Annotated in this window: 12 protein-coding genes and 1 pseudogene; 8 read left to right on the top strand and 5 right to left on the bottom strand. The window is 73.3% G+C overall.

What is annotated here, in order from left to right; all coding sequences use genetic code 11:
* The first annotated feature begins 143 nt into the window (after positions 1–143).
* The 3 genes from guaB to ACIG87_RS05755 all read left to right on the top strand — a co-directional run bounded on the left by guaB (position 144) and on the right by ACIG87_RS05755 (position 4,482).
* A complete protein-coding gene (gene guaB, locus ACIG87_RS05765; RefSeq protein WP_396848557.1) occupies positions 144–1,706 on the top strand; it encodes an IMP dehydrogenase in 1,563 nt (520 codons plus the stop codon).
* A 30-nt stretch (positions 1,707–1,736) separates the two neighbouring features.
* Positions 1,737–2,855 (top strand): GuaB3 family IMP dehydrogenase-related protein, encoded by a 1,119-nt coding sequence (locus ACIG87_RS05760; RefSeq protein WP_396848555.1) that lies wholly within the window; start codon positions 1,737–1,739, stop codon positions 2,853–2,855.
* A gap of 175 nt (positions 2,856–3,030) precedes the next feature.
* Positions 3,031–4,482: a M1 family metallopeptidase gene (locus ACIG87_RS05755; protein WP_396848553.1), complete on the top strand. Its 1,452-nt coding sequence runs from the start codon at positions 3,031–3,033 to the stop codon at positions 4,480–4,482.
* 37 nt (positions 4,483–4,519) lie between these two features.
* Here the strand turns inward: ACIG87_RS05755 and ACIG87_RS05750 are convergent, their stop codons facing one another.
* The gene (locus tag ACIG87_RS05750) at positions 4,520–5,632 is read right to left on the bottom strand and encodes an LCP family protein (protein WP_396848551.1); all 1,113 of its coding nucleotides are present in this window, start codon (positions 5,630–5,632) and stop codon (positions 4,520–4,522) included.
* A gap of 130 nt (positions 5,633–5,762) precedes the next feature.
* On the opposite strand from ACIG87_RS05750, the gene ACIG87_RS05745 reads away from it, so the two are divergent.
* Both ACIG87_RS05745 and guaA read left to right on the top strand, forming a co-directional pair.
* The gene (locus ACIG87_RS05745) at positions 5,763–7,463 is read left to right on the top strand and encodes an FAD-dependent oxidoreductase (protein WP_396848549.1); all 1,701 of its coding nucleotides are present in this window, start codon (positions 5,763–5,765) and stop codon (positions 7,461–7,463) included.
* Positions 7,464–7,541: 78 nt separating this feature from the next.
* A complete protein-coding gene (guaA, locus tag ACIG87_RS05740) occupies positions 7,542–9,098 on the top strand; it encodes a glutamine-hydrolyzing GMP synthase (RefSeq protein WP_396848548.1) in 1,557 nt (518 codons plus the stop codon).
* Between the two features lie 13 nt (positions 9,099–9,111).
* On the opposite strand, the gene ACIG87_RS05735 is transcribed toward guaA, so the two are convergent.
* Positions 9,112–9,408 carry a PspC domain-containing protein gene (locus ACIG87_RS05735; RefSeq protein WP_396848546.1) on the bottom strand — a complete coding sequence of 99 codons (297 nt, stop codon included), beginning with the start codon at positions 9,406–9,408 and terminating at the stop codon, positions 9,112–9,114.
* A 144-nt stretch (positions 9,409–9,552) separates the two neighbouring features.
* On the opposite strand from ACIG87_RS05735, the gene ACIG87_RS05730 reads away from it, so the two are divergent.
* The 3 genes from ACIG87_RS05730 to ACIG87_RS05720 all read left to right on the top strand — a co-directional run bounded on the left by ACIG87_RS05730 (position 9,553) and on the right by ACIG87_RS05720 (position 12,853).
* Positions 9,553–10,500, top strand: coding sequence for an NUDIX hydrolase (locus ACIG87_RS05730; protein WP_396848544.1), 948 nt, complete (start codon positions 9,553–9,555; stop codon positions 10,498–10,500).
* A 118-nt stretch (positions 10,501–10,618) separates the two neighbouring features.
* The gene (locus ACIG87_RS05725) at positions 10,619–11,644 is read left to right on the top strand and encodes an NUDIX hydrolase (protein WP_396848542.1); all 1,026 of its coding nucleotides are present in this window, start codon (positions 10,619–10,621) and stop codon (positions 11,642–11,644) included.
* A 273-nt stretch (positions 11,645–11,917) separates the two neighbouring features.
* Complete coding sequence (locus ACIG87_RS05720) at positions 11,918–12,853, top strand: CDP-alcohol phosphatidyltransferase family protein (protein ID WP_396848540.1); 936 nt, start codon at positions 11,918–11,920, stop codon at positions 12,851–12,853.
* A gap of 64 nt (positions 12,854–12,917) precedes the next feature.
* On the opposite strand, the gene ACIG87_RS05715 is transcribed toward ACIG87_RS05720, so the two are convergent.
* From ACIG87_RS05715 to ACIG87_RS05705, 3 genes and pseudogenes are all read right to left on the bottom strand, one after another.
* Positions 12,918–14,165 (bottom strand): phosphatidylserine decarboxylase, encoded by a 1,248-nt coding sequence (locus ACIG87_RS05715; RefSeq protein ID WP_396848538.1) that lies wholly within the window; start codon positions 14,163–14,165, stop codon positions 12,918–12,920.
* Between the two features lie 393 nt (positions 14,166–14,558).
* Positions 14,559–14,810: pseudogene (locus ACIG87_RS05710) on the bottom strand (hypothetical protein); the annotation flags it as partial.
* Complete coding sequence (locus ACIG87_RS05705) at positions 14,807–16,399, bottom strand: PspC domain-containing protein (protein ID WP_396848536.1); 1,593 nt, start codon at positions 16,397–16,399, stop codon at positions 14,807–14,809. The pseudogene ACIG87_RS05710 and the gene ACIG87_RS05705, both read right to left, overlap by 4 nt.
* Positions 16,400–16,414: the final 15 nt, after the last annotated feature.

Below are 16,414 nucleotides of genomic sequence, written 5' to 3'. Positions count from 1 at the left end.
GCGTCGCCGACGCCGGCCGGTCGCCGGCAGGGGCGGCCCTGCTCAGTGGGTACGATGAGACCGACTCGCCGTCACCCCGGCGTGCGCCGGTGCCGCATGCGCCGCCTCGCTGAATCCCGTCCGAGCAGCTCAGGGGAGCAATCGTGGAGAATTCACCCAGCACTGATCTTCCGGCCGGTGCCGGCAACGGCGAGTTGGGGGGGCACCTGCCGGAGCTGCCCGCCGGGTCGGCGCGGGTGGTTCCGCTCGGCCTGACCTTCGACGACGTGCTGCTCCAGCCGGGCGAGTCGGACGTGGTGCCCAGCCGGGTGAACACCCGCACGAAGCTCACCCGCAACGTCGAGCTGACCATCCCGCTGCTGTCCAGCGCGATGGACACCGTCACCGAGGCCCGGATGGCGATCGCCATGGCCCGCCAGGGCGGTATCGGCGTACTGCACCGCAACCTCTCCCTGGAGGACCAGGCGCTCCAGGTCGACCTGGTCAAGCGCTCCGAGTCCGGCATGATCACCAATCCGGTGACGGCCAGCCCCGAGGACACCCTCCGTGAGGTCGACGAGCTGTGCGGTCGCTACCGCATCTCCGGCGTCCCGGTGGTGGACGGCAACAGCCAGTTGGTCGGCATCGTCACCAACCGGGACATGCGCTTCGTCTCCGACCCGGCCACCCCGGTCCACGCGATCATGACCCGGACGCCGCTGGTCACCGCCCCGGTGGGGGTGAGCAAGGACGACGCGCTCGCGCTGCTGCGCCAGCACAAGGTCGAGAAGCTGCCGATCGTGGACGACTCGGGCCGGCTGCGTGGCCTGATCACCGTGAAGGACTTCACCAAGAGCGAGCAGTACCCCGAGGCCACCAAGGACGACGCCGGTCGGCTCCGGGTCGCCGCCGCCATCGGGGTCGGCGAGGACGCCTACAAGCGGGCCCGCACCCTGGTCGACGCAGGCGTCGACGTGCTGATCGTGGACACCGCGCACGGCCATCAGCGGGCCGTGCTGGACATGGTCCGCCGGCTCAAGGCAGACGTCGCCATCGACATCGTGGGCGGCAACGTGGCCACCTATGCCGGGGCGAAGGCCCTGGTCGACGCCGGTGCCGACGGCGTCAAGGTCGGTGTCGGCCCGGGTGCCATCTGCACCACGCGGATCGTCGCCGGGGTCGGCGTGCCGCAGGTGACGGCGATCATGGAGGCGGCCCGCGCGGCCCGCCCCTCCGGCGTACCGGTGATCGGCGACGGCGGCATCCAGTACTCGGGCGACATCGCCAAGGCCCTGGTGGCCGGTGCCGACACGGTGATGCTCGGCAGTCTGCTGGCCGGCTGCGAGGAGAGCCCCGGCGAACTGATCTTCGTCAACGGAAAGCAGTTCAAGGCGTACCGGGGGATGGGGTCGCTCGGCGCGATGCAGTCCCGGGGCCAGGCCAAGTCGTACAGCAAGGACCGCTACTTCCAGCAGGACGTGCTCAGCGACGACAAGCTGGTCCCGGAGGGCGTGGAGGGCCAGGTTCCCTACCGGGGGCCGCTCTCCCGGGTGGCCCACCAGCTGGTCGGTGGGCTGCGACTGGCGATGGGGTACGCCGGTGCGGAGAACATCCCCGACCTGCACCACCGGGGCCAGTTGATCCGGATCACCGCGGCCGGGCTGAAGGAGAGCCACCCGCACGACATCCAGATGACCGTCGAAGCGCCCAACTACCACACCCGCTGACCCACCACCCCCAACCACCTGGAGTCTCTCATGCGTGACGTGGTCGAGATCGGGCTGGGCAAGACCGCGCAGCGCGGCTACCACCTGGACGACATCGCCATCGTGCCCAGCCGCCGGACCAGGGACGTCGACGACGTCTCCACCGGCTGGCAGCTCGACGCCTACCAGTTCGACATCCCCTGTGTCGGCCACCCGTCGGACGCCACCATGAGCCCCGCCTCGGCGGTCAGGCTCGGCCAGCTCGGCGGCCTGGGCGTGCTCAACGTCGAGGGCCTCTGGACCCGGTACGAGAACCCGGCCAAGGTGCTCGACGAGCTGGCCGGCCTGGGCGAGGACGCCCGCGCGACCAAGCGGCTCCAGGAGGTCTACGCCGAGCCGATCCGCCCCGACCTGATCGCCGAGCGGGTCCGCGAGCTGCGGGCCGGCGGCAGCACGGTGGCCGTCCGGGTCTCCCCGCAGCACACCCTGGCGTTGGCCCCGGTGATCCTGGACGCGGGCGTCGACATCCTGGTCATCCAGGGCACCATCGTCTCGGCCGAGCACGTCTCGACCACCGACGAACCGCTGAACCTCAAGGAGTTCATCGCCGACCTCGACCTCCCGGTGGTCGTCGGTGGGTGCACCGACTACAAGACGGCGCTGCACCTGATGCGTACCGGCGCGGCCGGGGTGATCGTCGGTATCGGCGGCGACGACTGGTCGACCAGCGAGTCGGTGCTCGGCATCCGGGTGCCGATGGCCACCGCGATCGCCGACGCCGCCGCGGCCCGCCGCGACTACCTCGACGAGACGGGCGGACGCTACGTCCACCTCATCGCCGACGGTGACATCCAGACCTCCGGCGACATCGCCAAGGCGCTCGGCTGCGGTGCGGACGCGGTGATGCTCGGCGAACCGCTGTCGCTCTGCGCGGAGGCTCCGGCCGGCGGCGCCTGGTGGCACTCGGCGGCCAGCCACCCGTCGCTGCCGCGTGGCGCGTTCGAGGTGGCCGGCGAACCGCTCGGCTCGATGGAACGCCTGCTCTTCGGCCCCGCCGACGAGCCGGACGGCCAGCTCAACCTCTTCGGCGGGCTGCGTCGGGCGATGGCCAAGTGCGGCTACCGCGACCTGAAGGAGTTCCAGCGGGTCGGTCTGGTCCTCGACCGCTGACCCCCGTGCGCTGCGGCCGGCCGGCTCCACTGTGGGGCCCGGCCGGCCGCAGCGTCGTTCCCGCCCCCGGAGCGGCGACCGGCCCCGCAGCCGGTCCGGCGTTCGGCGCACGCGCGGCCGGCGGGCTCGGTAGGCTGCGCGGACGGCGGGCAGCGGACGGGGGACGGAGGTGGCCATGAGCCGGAACCGGCGCGGCCTCGCGCTGCTGGTGACCGTGGCGCTCGCCCTGGCCGGCTGCACCGCCGACCCGAAGCCCCGGGAGGCCCCCCGGCCGACCCCGGCCCCCGGTGAGACCCCGAGCGTGACTCCCGGCCCGGCCGGCGTCGGTGACCCGTACTTCCCGACCGCCGGCAACAGCGGCTACGACGTCGACCGGTACATCCTCAAGGTCCGGTACGACCCGGCCACCGACGAGCTGCGCGGCACCGCCACCGTGCGGGCCACCGCCACCTCGGAGCTTGCCCTGTTCCACCTCGACCTGGCCGGACTGACGGTCCGTCGGGTGACCGTGGACGACGCCCCGGCCCGGCACGCCCGCGACGGCGCGGAACTGGTGGTCACCCCGGCCGCGCCGGTCCGCGTCGGGTCGGCCTTCACCGTCGAGGTCGGGTACGACGGCCGGCCGGTGCCGTTGCGCAACGAGACGATCGGTGATGGCGGCTGGCTGCACACCGCCGACGGGGCGGTCGCGCTCGGCCAACCCGAGTCGGCGAGCACCTGGTTCCCGGTCAACGACCACCCGTCCGACAAGGCCGCCTACGACTTCGAGATCACGGTGCCGAAGGGGCTGGTGGCGGTCGCCAACGGGGTGCCGAAGGGGCAGCGTGCCGCGTCGGATGGCTGGACCACGTGGCGCTGGTCCGAGGCAGCCCCGATGGCCAGTTACCTGAGCACGGTGGTGATCGGGAAGTACCGCACCAGTACCGGCGAACACCAGGGCAAGCCGGTGTTCAGCGCGGTCGCCAGCACGCTGCCCCGGGGTGCCGCCGACGGGTCGGTCGCCCGCACCCTGGAGGTCGCCGACTACCTGGAAAGCGTCTTCGGGCCGTACCCGTTCGACGCGTACGGCGGGGTGGTGGTCGACGAGCCGCGAATCCGGTACGCGTTGGAGACGCAGAGCCGGCCGGTCTATTCCGCCGATTTCTTCCGGTCCGGCGAGAACACCGGGGTGGTCGCCCACGAGCTGGCCCACCAGTGGTTCGGCGACAGCGTCTCGGTGGCCCGCTGGGAGGACATCTGGCTCAACGAGGGGCTGGCCACGTACGCCGAGTGGCTCTGGGCCGAGCACCAGGGCCGGGACACCGCGCAGGCCGAGTTCGACAAGCGGTACGCCTCGTCCACCGATCGGATCTGGCAGGTGCCACCCGGTGCGCCGGGGGTGGCGAACCTGTTCAGCGAGTCGGTCTACGAACGCGGGGGGATGACCGTGCACGCGTTGCGGATGACGGTCGGCGACGACGCCTTCTTCCGTCTGGTGAAGACCTGGGCGGCGGAGAAGCGGAACGGCAACGCCACCACCGCGGAGTTCGTGAGCACCGCCGAGCGGGTCTCCGGCCAGCAGCTCGACGATTTCTTCGCCGCCTGGCTGCACGGCACCGAACGCCCGCCGCCGCCCACCCGCCGTTGATCACCCCACCGGCCAGGCCCGCCGAGACCTGGGTCGGCTAGTTCTTCACCCGCAGTTCGGGGTGGGCGTCCAGGTACTGTTCGGCGTTGCCGGCCTTGAGCGCCGGCAGGAAGTCCTTGCCGACCTTGGTGAGCTGTTCACCCTGATAGGCGCTGCCCTTGCCCACCCCGTCGCCGGGCAGTCCGACCAGGGTGATCCGGTCGGCGCTCATGCCGCCCAGGGCGTACGCCAGGTCGACGATGCGTGGTCCGCCCGCGTAGACCAGGGTGTCGCCGAGCGCCGCCACCACCTGCTCCACCCGGTCGGGCTGCCGGGCCAGGCCCTCGCCGAGGATCTTGGCGGCCAGCGCCCGGAGGAGCTGTTGCTGGTGACGCTGCCGGGCGTAGTCACCGCCGGTGATGTAACGCTGCCGGGCATAGTCCAGCGCCTGCCAGCCGTTCAGGTGCCGCTCGCCCTTTTCGTAGACCATCTGCGGGCCGGTGTACCCGCCGCCCCCGGGGGCCGGGTCCCGGTACTTGCCGTCCGGCCTGCGGTGCAGGGAGGGAACCTGTTGGTCGACGTAGAGGTCCACCCCGCCGAGGGTGTCGACCAGCCGGTCGAAGCCGTTGAAGGTGACCACCGCGCCGGCGTCGAAGCGCAGCCCGGTGTAGCCGGCGACCGTGCTGCGCAGCAGCTCGTACCCCTGGGCCGCGCTCGGATTCTTGGGTTTGCCCGGCACCCGGCTGCCGTAGCTCATCGCGTGGGTGAGCTTGGTCCGGCCGCCCTTGTACCCGGACCTGGGAAAGGCCGGGATGTCGACCAGCAGGTCGCGGGGGAGCGAGAAGAGGTACGCCTGGTCCAGGCCGGCCGGCACGTGCAGCACCAGCACCGAGTCACCGTGCGGTTCCCAACCGGGCACGCTCACCCGGGTGTCGACGCCGACCAGGAGCAGGTTGAGCGGGCCGGTGACGGCCGCCCCGGGCGGTGGGGTCGGGCTGGGGGTGGGGGCGGGGATCGGGGTCGGGCTGGCGGTCGTGGCCGTACGCCGCGGCCTGTCGTCGCGGACCAGCCGGGTCACCACCAGGGCGGCCACCGCCACCAGCACGACCACGACCAGGGCGGCCAGCCCCCACACCCATCGTGGGCGTCCCGTTCCGGTTTCCTGAGTCATCGCTCGCCACCCCCGTCTGCACAACGCGCCGACCAGGCCCCCGGGTTGCGGCCGTCGATCGGCGACGGTGAGCATGATCGCGCGAAATCCGGCACTGGCGCGATGGCTACTCGCCGGTAATGATGCGTTCATGCGGTACGACGTGCTCGTCATCGGGTCCGGCTTCGGCGGCAGCGTCACCGCCCTGCGGCTGGCCGAGAAGGGCTACACCGTCGGGGTGCTGGAGGCGGGCCGGCGGTTCGCCGACGACGAGTTCCCGCAGACCTCCTGGCGGCTGCGGCGGTTCCTCTGGGCCCCACGACTCGGCTGCTACGGGTTGCAACGGATCACCCTCCTCCGCTCGGCCGACCGCAGGGCCGGCGGCGGCGTGCTGGTGCTCTCCGGGGCCGGGGTGGGCGGCGGCTCCCTGGTCTACGCGAACACCCTCTACGAACCGCCGGACGCCTTCTACGCCGACCCGCAGTGGCGCGACGTCACCGACTGGCGGGCCGAACTCGCCCCGCACTACGACCAGGCCAGGCGGATGCTCGGGGTCACCACGTACCCGGTGCACACCGGGGCGGACCGGGCGATGCGGGCGGTGGCCGAGCGGATGGGGGTGGGGCACACCTTCCACCCGACCCCGGTGGGGGTGCACATCGGCCACCCCGGCCAGCGGGTGGCGGACCCGTACTTCGGCGGGGCCGGGCCGGAGCGCACCGGCTGCACGCACTGCGGATCGTGCATGACCGGCTGCCGGCACGGTGCCAAGAACACCCTGGTCAAGAACTACCTGTGGCTGGCCGAACGGCTCGGGGCGCGGGTCCACCCGCTGACCACGGTCACCGCCGTCCAGCCCACCGCCGACGGCGGCTACCGGGTGCACACCGTGCGTACCGGGGCTTGGCTGCGGCGGCGTCGCCAGGTGTTCCACGCCGACCAGGTGGTCTTCGCGGCCGGGGCGCTCGGCACCCAGCGGCTGCTGCACGAGATGAGGGAGACGGGCGCGCTGCCGCACCTGTCGGACCGTCTCGGCGAGCTGACCCGCACCAACTCGGAGGCGATCCTCGGCGCGTCGGTCGGCCACCGGCAGGCCCGCAGGCGGGCCCTCGACTTCACCGAGGGGGTGGCGATCACCAGTTCGTTCCACCCCGACCCGCAGACCCACGTCGAGCCGGTCCGTTACGGCCGGGGAGCCAATGCGATGGGGCTGCTCCAGTCGCTGCTGGTGGACGGCGGCCCGCACCGGGTCCGACGCTGGCTGGTCGGCATCGTCCGGCAGCCCCGGCTGGCCGCCCGGATGCTCACGGTGCGCCACTGGTCCGAGCGGACCGTGATCGCGCTGGTGATGCAGTCGGCGGACAACTCGCTGACCACCCGCTGGCGGCGAGGACCGCTGGGGCGGGGGCGGTTGGTCTCCGGCCCCGGGCACGGCGCACCCAACCCGACCTGGATACCGGCCGGCAACCAGGCGGTCCGGCTGCTCGCCGAGGAGATCGGCGGCACCCCGGGCGGCGCGCTGACCGAACCGTTCGACATCCCGATGACCGCGCACATCCTCGGCGGAGCGGTGATCGGCGTCACCCCCGCCGACGGCGTGGTCGACCCGTGGCACCGGGTCCACGGCCACCCGGGGCTGCACGTGGTGGACGGTGCGGCGGTCTCGGCGAACCTCGGGGTGAACCCGTCGCTGACGATCACCGCGCAGGCGGAACGGGCGATGTCGTTCTGGCCGAACCGGGGCGAACCGGACCCTCGGCCGCCGCTCGGGTCGGCGTACACCCGGGTGGTGCCGGTGCCACCGCGGCACCCGGCGGTCCCGGCGGACGCCCCCGGCGCGCTGCGTGGCTGACCGGCGGTGAGGTGGCGCGGCGCGTGGAGGGGCGGCCCGTGCCCGGGGCGGGGGTGACGGTCGGTAGGCTTTGCGCACATGAGCACGCCTCGCCCCGTCCTCGTGGTGGACTTCGGAGCCCAGTACGCCCAGCTCATCGCGCGCCGGGTGCGCGAGGCGAAGGTCTACTCGGAGATCGTCCCGCACTCCATGCCGGTCGCCGAGATGCTGGCGAAGGACCCGGCCGCGATCATCCTGTCCGGCGGCCCGTCCAGCGTCTACGCCCCGGACGCCCCGCAGATCGACGCCGGGTTGTTCGACGCGGGCGTGCCGGTCTTCGGCATCTGCTACGGCTTCCAGGCGATGGCCCAGGCGCTCGGCGGCACGGTCGCGCGGACCGGCAACCGTGAGTACGGTGGCACCCCGCTGCGTCCCCGCCTGCTCGACCCGGGTGTGCTCCTGCGGGACCTGCCGGCCGACCTGCCGGTCTGGATGAGCCACGGCGACGCGGTGACCGAGGCGCCCGAGGGCTTCACGGTGACCGCCGAGTCGGCGGGCGCCCCGGTCGCCGCCTTCGAGGACCTGGCCGGCCGCCGGGCCGGCGTGCAGTTCCACCCCGAGGTCGGGCACACCGCCCAGGGCCAGGAGATGCTCCGGCGCTTCCTGTACGACATCGCCGGCATCGCGCCCACCTGGACGCCGCAGAACATCATCGACGAGCAGGTGGCCCGGATCCGGGCCCAGGTCGGCGACAAGGAGGTCATCTGCGGCCTGTCCGGCGGGGTCGACTCGGCGGTCGCCGCCGCGCTGGTGCACGAGGCGGTCGGTGACCAGCTCACCTGTGTCTTCGTCGATCACGGTCTGCTGCGGGCCGGCGAGGCCGAGCAGGTGGAGAAGGACTACGTCGCGGCCACCGGCATCAAGCTGAAGGTGGTCGACGCGGCCGAGCGGTTCCTCGGCGCGCTGGCCGGGGTGACCGACCCGGAGCAGAAGCGGAAGATCATCGGCCGGGAGTTCATCCGGGTCTTCGAGGCCGCCGCCCGGGAGGTCGCCGCGCACGGCGACGTCGAGTTCCTGGTGCAGGGCACCCTCTACCCGGACGTGGTGGAGTCCGGCGGCGGCACCGGCACCGCCAACATCAAGAGTCACCACAACGTCGGCGGCCTGCCGGAGGATCTGAAGTTCGCCCTGGTCGAGCCGCTGCGCACGCTGTTCAAGGACGAGGTCCGGGCGCTCGGTCTCCAGCTCGGCCTGCCCGAGGCGATGGTCTGGCGGCACCCGTTCCCCGGGCCGGGCCTGGCCATCCGGATCATCGGCGCGGTCGACCGGGAGCGGTTGGCGCTGCTGCGCCAAGCCGACCTGATCGCCCGGGAGGAGCTGACGGCCGCCGGCCTGGACCGGGGTGTCTGGCAGTTCCCGGTGGTGCTCCTGGCCGACGTGCGCAGCGTCGGGGTGCAGGGTGACGGGCGCAGCTACGGGCATCCCGTGGTGCTGCGCCCGGTCTCCAGCGAGGACGCGATGACCGCCGACTGGTCCCGGCTGCCCTACGAGGTGGTGGCCCGGATCTCCACCCGGATCACCAACGAGGTCGCCGAGGTCAACCGGGTGGTCCTGGACGTGACCAGCAAGCCGCCGGGCACCATCGAGTGGGAGTGAGCGGGGTTCGGCCTCAGCCGGACACCGGCGGCTGCGGCATCGTCGGCATCGGCGGTTGCGCCTGCGGCGTCGGGTGCGGCCAGGCCGGGGCGTCGGCCGGCTCCTCCGGCATCAGGAACCACATGATCGGGTACGCCAGCGCGGCGACGCCGCCGGTGACCAGGGTCGCCACCGCGAACACCACCCGGACCAGGGTGGGGTCGACGGCGAAGTAGCGGCCGAGACCGCTGGCGACGCCGGCCACCATCCGGTCGGTGGTCGGCCGGCGGAGTTGCTTGTACGGGGCGTGGGGGGTGCTCGTCGAGGTCATGTCTCCACGGTCCGCTTCGGCGGGCACCACGACCTCGGTGACCGCCCGGATGCCTACCCTGATCGATCCCTGAGGAGCCAGCCATGAGTCAGGAATCCGACTCTTTTCCGCACTGGTAACGCAGTAAGGGGAGAATTTGGCTCCGTGACCACCTTGCTGGAGCCGCTCCGCAGGATCGCGGCATATGCAGTCTGTGCTGATTCAGTCGGCCGAGTGTTGCTGGTCCGCGCATCGGAGCGCTCCGGCACACCCGGCGTATGGTCCCTGCCCGGTGGGGCGGTCGACCACGGCGAGGACCCGAACCACACCGTCGTCCGGGAGACCGCCGCCGAGACGGGCCTCTCGGTCGCCGTCGCCGGCCTGGCGGACGTCCTGGCCGACATGCGCGCCCTGCCCGAGCGGCGCATCACCATCCACACCGACCGCCTGATCTACCAGGTCTCGGTGCGTGGTGGCACCCTCACCGACCGGGTCGACCGCTCCACCGACCTGGCCCGTTGGTACACCCTCGACGAGGCGCGGGAGTTGCCGCTGCGGGCCTTCACCGCCCGTGCCCTGGGGTTGCCGGCCTCCTCGGCCGACGTGGTGCCCGACGAGGCCCCCGAGTTCCCCTCCTTCTACGCGGTGCCCGGCCCGGACGGGCTGCACCGGGCGCAGCGCTTCGCCGCGTACGCGGTGGCCACCGATCCGGCGGGCCGGGTGTTGCTCACCCGGGTCTCCGACGGCTACCCGGGCGCGGGCTGTTGGCACCTGCCCGGCGGTGGCACCGACTACGGCGAGCAGCCGGGCGCGGCGCTGATCCGGGAACTGGTCGAGGAGACCGGGCAGACCGGCCGGTTGGTCGAGCTGCTCGGGGTGGCCAGTCACCGGGATGCCGCCTCGCTCGGCCCGGAGGGCTACCCGATCGACTGGCACGGCGTCCGGGCCTTCTACCGGGTGATGGTCGACCAGCCCGCCCCGCCGACCGTCACCGACGTGGGCGGCTCCACCTGTGAGGCCCGTTGGTTCGCCCGGGAGGAGTTGGGCGCCCTGCCCACCGACCGGCTCACCGAGGTCACCGCCGAGGCGGTGCAGGCCGCCCGGCTCACCTGACGGGGGTCGCCCCGGCGGGCCCGTGGCGGTCCCCGGCGTGACGCTGCGACGGCATCCGACCCGGTCGGTCGACCGCTAGCCTCATGATCGACGGGGCGGGCCGACGGGGGAGGATGACGTGCGGGAGCGACGACGGATCGCGGCGTACGGCTGGTGCGTGGACGACGACGGCCGGGTGCTGCTGGCGCGTGGGGCGGCGACCGGCCCCTTCCCGGGGGTCTGGCGACTGCCGGGCGGGGGCGTGCCGCACGCGGAGCATCCGGCCGCCACCGTGGTCCGGGAGGTCGCCGTGGAGACCGGGCTGAGCGTCGCCGTGACCGGGTTGCGTGCCGCCGTCGCCGATCTGGTCGACTCCCGCGTCGGGGACGCCGACGTGTCGGTGCACACCGACCGACTGGTGTTCGACGTCACGGTCCGGGGCGGCCGGCTCCGCCGGGGGCTGGACTGCGGCGTCGACGAGCTGGGCTGGTGCACCGCGCGGGAGGCGGCGGCGCTGCCGTTGATGCCGTTCACCGCCGAGCTGCTCGGTCTGCCCGTCCCGCCGCTGGTCGCCGGCCTGCCCCCGGAACTGCCCGCCGGGCCGGAGCAGTCGGCGGGGCCGGAGCAGTCGGCCGGGTCGGCCTCGTCGGGCGACCGGCGGCAGCGGTTCGCGGCGTACGGCCTGGTCACCGATCCCGACGAGCGGGTGCTGCTCACGATGATCGCGCCCGGCTATCCGGGTGCCGGCAGGTGGCACCTGCCCGGCGGCGGCACCGATCACGGTGAGCAGCCGGTCGACGGTCTGTTACGGGAACTGGTCGAGGAATCGGGCCAACAGGGCCGGGTCGACCGGCTGATTCTGGCCGACAATCTGCACAATCCGGCCGCGATTGGCCCCGAGGGGCGTCCACTGGACTGGCACGGAGTGCGGGTGGTTTATCGGGTGCTGGTCGACGAGCCCGGCGAGCCGGTGGTGACCGAGCAGGCCGGCGGGTCGACGGCGAGCGCCGCCTGGTTTACGCCTTCGCAGCTCAGCGGCCTGTCGATGACCGACGTGGCCTCCCTGGCAACCGGACGAACGGTCGGATGGCACTCGCTCGACGAGCCGGGTGATGGGGGCTCCGGTAGAGTCGGACGTGAGGTTGGCGAAGAAAATGGGCGATGAAGCCCAAGATGGGAATAAGAGAGCGGTTTGCGCGGTTTAAGGGAGATATAAGTACCGCCGGCAGCTATCGCCAACCACCAGGCCCCTGTGCAATGGTGTACTCCGCTTGAACGGCTGCCGGGCCAAGAGCGGTCCGGCACGAGACAAGCCGGACACCCGCCCGCACGGGCGGCAAGCCGATCCGGTGATGGAGGAAACGTGCCGAGAGCCCCATGGCGCCGGCGTCGTACGACTGACAGTCCGCGCCCCGCAGGGCGTCGCTGGGCGGGCCCGTTGCGCCGCAGCAGCACATTCGCCCGCCAGGTGCTGCTGGTCCGGGTAGGTCGCCGGGACGGTGACGGTGACCAGCTCAACGGCACCGACCTGGTCCTTCCCGAGCACCGCGTCAACCGCCAGCGTCGCCGGTACGGCTTCGACCGTCGGGCGGTCACCCTCGACCGCGCCGAGATCGAGGCGGTCGTGCCGGTCAGCCCGGCCCTGGCCCCCGCCACACCGGTCGACGAGTCGTCGGCGATGGCGATCCCGCTGCTCCCCGGCGCGCGCACCCCCGCCCGCCGGATGAAGTTCGCGTTGGTCAACGCCTGCACCCTGGCCAGCCTGGTGCTCGGCATCAACGCCATCTTCGTCGCCATGACCGGTGAGACCCGGATCGCGGCGCTCCTGCTGATCGCCTGCGTCGTCTTCGACGGTCTCGACGGCGCGCTCGCCCGGAAGTTCGGCGTGGCCAGCCCGTTCGGCGCCCAGATGGACTCGCTGGCGGACATGTGCTCCTTCGGCCTCGCCGCCCCGGTGGTGGTCTACGCCTCGCTCGCCGGGTCGGCCCCCACCGCCGCCGCGGCGGTCGCCGCGGCGCTCGTCGCGTCCTGCGCCGCGATCCGGCTCGCCCGGTTCAACGTCTCGCCGAAGGACGGCCGGTTCTTCTGCGGCGTACCGACCACCATGGCGGCGGCGGTGCTCGCGCTCACCGTCGCCATCGGGCTGCCGCTGCCGGCGATCGTGCAGATCGGCGGGGTGGCGCTGCTCGCCTTCGCGATGGTCTCCAGCTTCCCGTACGCCAAGTTGGCCCGGCTGGTCAAGCTGCCGCCGTGGCTCTGGCTGGCCCCGGCCGTCGGCGCGCTGGTCGACATCCGGCTCACCTTCGCCCTCGTGGTGGTGGGCTACCTGGTCAGCGGGCCGCTGCTCTGGCTGCACCAGCGCCGCACCGCCTGATCCGTCCGCAGCAACGCAACAGGGGCGCCGCGACCGCGGCGCCCCTGTTCGTGTCGGCGTCGACTCAGCTCCAGCGGGCGATGACCGAGGAACCGCCGACCACCTTGTCGCCGGGGCCGACCAGCGGCTCGGCGGCATCGGCCGGCAGGTAGACGTCGGTACGGGAGCCGAATCGGATCAGCCCGAACCGTTCCCCCCGGGCCAGCAGCGCCCCCACCGGCGCCCGCTGCACGATCCGTCGGGCGATCAGCCCGGTCCGCTGCGCCACCACCACCGTGCCGTGCGCGGTGTCCAGCACCGTGTACGCGGCGACGTTGTGCTCGGCGTCCGGCTTCATCGCGTTGACGAAGCCGCCGTCGGCGACGAAGTAGTCCACCACCTTGCCGGCCACCGGCGCGCGGTTGACGTGCACGTCCAGCACCGACAGGAAGACCGCGATCCGCAGCCACTCACCGTCGCCGAACCGCTCGTCGTGCAGTCGTTGCACCGACAGCACCTGGCCGTCCGCTGCGGCGACCACGGCCGAGGGGTCCTCCGGCACATCCCGCTGCGGGTCGCGGAAGAACGCGGCCACCGGGGCGGCGGCGAGCGCCGGCACCAGCCACAGCTTCGACTTCGGCCGGGCGATCCGGGCGACCGCGGCCAGGCCGAGCGCGATGCCGGCCGCCGCGACCCCGTTCGAGTCGATGTGCATGCCCCGGGTCAGCGGCACGCTCGACGGCCGGTACGCCGGGGCGAGCTGGGCAGCGGACGCGGCGCTGGCCGGGGTGAACCGCAGGTGGTGCACCCGGACCGGCGGGGAGTTGCGCAGCACCAGGTCGGTGCGGACGCCGTGCAGCACGCCGTGCCGGTCCAGCTCGGCGGCGGCCCCCTCGGTACGGAACACCGGGGCGGCGACGCTCAGCACCGCGCCGTCGGCCAGGTACTTGGTGAGGCCGTCGATGGTGTCGCGGGTCTCCTCGCCGGTCCCGGTGAACGGCTCGGCGGCGATGACCAGCTCGGCGGCGTCCGCCTCGGCGAGGGAGTCGACCACCCGTACCCGGTCGGCGACCCAGCGGCCCTGGGCCGTCACGTGTTCGCGCAGCGCGGCGGCGTCGGTCGTCGGGCCGGGCACGACGGTCAGCGTGTCGCCCGGCAGCAGCGCGTCGATCGCCGCGGCGAGGACCGCGGCTCCGGGGGTCGCGCCCACCAGCAGGGCGGCCTTCGGGTCGTTGCGTCGGGCGAGTTCGGCGACGAGGGTACGGGCGGCACGCTCGCCGATGCGGACCGGACCGGGCGGACCGGGGGGGCGCACGGCGGGGGACTGGGTCATGTCGGGCGGACTCCTGACGGGGTAGAGACGGACGTCGCGGCGGGACCGCCTCGGGTGCCTCGGACGAGGCGCACCCGGGCCGGTGCCGGGCCACCTGGTGCGCGGCCACCGGCGGGCCCGACGACGTGGGTCGGCCGGCGGAGGCGGGATCTCCCCGGCCAGCATACGAGCCGCCGGGCACCGCCGGCATCGGTGCGGTCAGCGGGACGGCTGTGGTGGGGTGCCGGGTGGACCGGTCACCGGGTCGCTCGTCGTCCGCCGCTCGTCGTCCTGCCCGTCCTCCTCGTCCTGCTCGGACTCCTGGCCCTCCTCGTCATCCTGGCCCTCCTCGGCCGTCTTCGGGCTGCCGAGGTGCAGCTCGGCGGTGTCCTGCCAGTCGGTCCGCTCGTCGCCCCCGCTCAACGGGCCGGTCGGCACGAGGGTGGCCGCGCCGCCTGCGGCCGGTGCCTGCTGGTCCGGGTTGCGGGCCGACCGCACCGCACCGACCAGGCCGAGCAGCCCGATCAGCACCAACGCGCCGGCCAGGAACCAGCCCACCGCAGGCAGGGCCAACCCGAGGATCTGGGCGAGCAGCCACCAGAGGGCGAGTCCGACGAAGAGCAGTCCGAAGGCGAACGACACCAGATCGGTGCGATGGACCTTCACCGGGTCACCTCCAGGTTGCCCGCGTTGACGTGGACGGTGAGCCGCAGGGTGCCGCCGCCGGCCCCGTCCGGACCAAGGTCGGTGAGCTGCCGTGCCTGTCCCTCCAGCCCGGCGCTACGTCGCCCGAAGACGGTGGCCTCCCCGGCCTTGACGTTGGTCACCGCGGTGACGTCCACGTTCGGCGGCACCACGATGGTGGCCGCACCGAGGTTGACCACCACGGTGAGGTCGGTGTCCCGCTCGGCGAAGTCCACCGCCCGCAGGTCCAGGGTCGCGTCGCCGAAGCTGTTCTCGTAGCGGTCGGCGAGTTCCCGGTAGCTGGACGGCGCCCAGGTCACCGCCCCGTCGACGCCACGGACCCGGTCGTAGGACTCGGCGACGGCGGCGACCCCGAGGGCGGCGGCGGCGACCAGACCGAGGGCGATCAGCCAGCGGGCCCGGCCGAACCAGGTGCCGACCAGCAGCCCGAGGCCGATGGTGGCGAGCACCGCCGCGAAGTAGCCGGCCGCGCTGATCGGGAGGACGTCCAGCAGGTCCAGGAAAGCGACCACACCGAGGACCAGGAAGATCAACGAGAAGGTCACCGCACCTAGTGCCGACCGCTCCTTCGGCTTCTTTGGCGGCTTGCTCCGGGGTGTGGGCGGAGCCGGCGGCGGACCTCCCCCGGCGTACGGGCCGTGCGGCGCGAACGGCGGCCGGTAGCCGGTATCCGCCAGCGGTGGAACGGCCACCGGGGTGGCGGCGGGCCCACCGGTCACCGGTGCGTGAGGGGGCCAGTCCGGTGCCTCGGCCCGGGTCGTCATGATCTCCATCGGCCGGGTTGGTGGCCAGGCCGGCAACGGGGCGGTACGGGTCGCCGGCGGCCAGCCCACCGGTTCCCCGGTACGGGTCGCCGGCGGCCACGCCGCCGGTTCCCCGGCACCCCCCGGGGGGAACGGCGGAAACGGTGCGGCGGGCGCCGCCGGGGTGAACGGGGCGGGTGCCGGGTAGCCGGTCGGGGGTACCGGTCCGGGCGGTGGACCGGCGGCCGGGGCACCGGGTCGGCTCTCCCGGTTGAGCAGCAGCGCGCCGCCGACGAGGATCGCCGCACCCAGCAGCACCGCCCGGAACGCGTCGGTGACGATGTACCCGAAGCCGACCGCGACCAGGATGGTCAGCACGATCACGGTGATCGGGGACATGCTCGACCGACCCCGGCCGAGCATCGACTCCAGCGGGGACGCGCTGTCTCCCTCACCCGGGATGATCAACCAGGCGGCCACGTAGACCAGGATGCCGACCCCGCCGAAGAACCCGAGCACGGCGAGCAGTACCCGCCACAGCACCGGGTCGGTGTTGCTGGCCCGGCCGATCGCCGCGCAGACCCCGGCCAGGTAGCGGCCGTCGCGGGGCCGCACCAGGCCGTACCGTGAGGTGAAGCTGGCTCCTCCGGATGGCGGGGGGTACCCACCGGGCGGTGGCGGTGCGTCGTCGCCCCCCGTGGGCGCCGTGGGCGCCGTCGAGGCCGGCCCGGCGGCGGATGCGGGCGGCGGCGTACCGCCCGGTGCGGCCACCGGAGGGTACGGCGGCGGGGCAGGATCCTCGGTCATGACTCGATCCTGCTG

The organism is Micromonospora sp. NPDC051925 (assembly GCF_044548625.1).
In the GTDB taxonomy this organism is placed as follows: domain Bacteria; phylum Actinomycetota; class Actinomycetes; order Mycobacteriales; family Micromonosporaceae; genus Micromonospora.
This window is presented reverse-complemented; position numbering and strand designations above follow the sequence as displayed.

Coding starts and splice junctions, on each gene's coding strand:
- ACIG87_RS05760 (WP_396848555.1), top strand. CDS start 1,737: ATGCGTGACGTGGTCGAGATCGGGCTGGGCAAGACCGCGCAGCGCGGC.
- ACIG87_RS05755 (WP_396848553.1), top strand. CDS start 3,031: ATGAGCCGGAACCGGCGCGGCCTCGCGCTGCTGGTGACCGTGGCGCTC.
- ACIG87_RS05750 (WP_396848551.1), bottom strand. CDS start 5,632: ATGACTCAGGAAACCGGAACGGGACGCCCACGATGGGTGTGGGGGCTG.
- ACIG87_RS05745 (WP_396848549.1), top strand. CDS start 5,763: ATGCGGTACGACGTGCTCGTCATCGGGTCCGGCTTCGGCGGCAGCGTC.
- guaA (WP_396848548.1), top strand. CDS start 7,542: ATGAGCACGCCTCGCCCCGTCCTCGTGGTGGACTTCGGAGCCCAGTAC.
- ACIG87_RS05735 (WP_396848546.1), bottom strand. CDS start 9,408: ATGACCTCGACGAGCACCCCCCACGCCCCGTACAAGCAACTCCGCCGG.
- ACIG87_RS05715 (WP_396848538.1), bottom strand. CDS start 14,165: ATGACCCAGTCCCCCGCCGTGCGCCCCCCCGGTCCGCCCGGTCCGGTC.
- ACIG87_RS05705 (WP_396848536.1), bottom strand. CDS start 16,399: ATGACCGAGGATCCTGCCCCGCCGCCGTACCCTCCGGTGGCCGCACCG.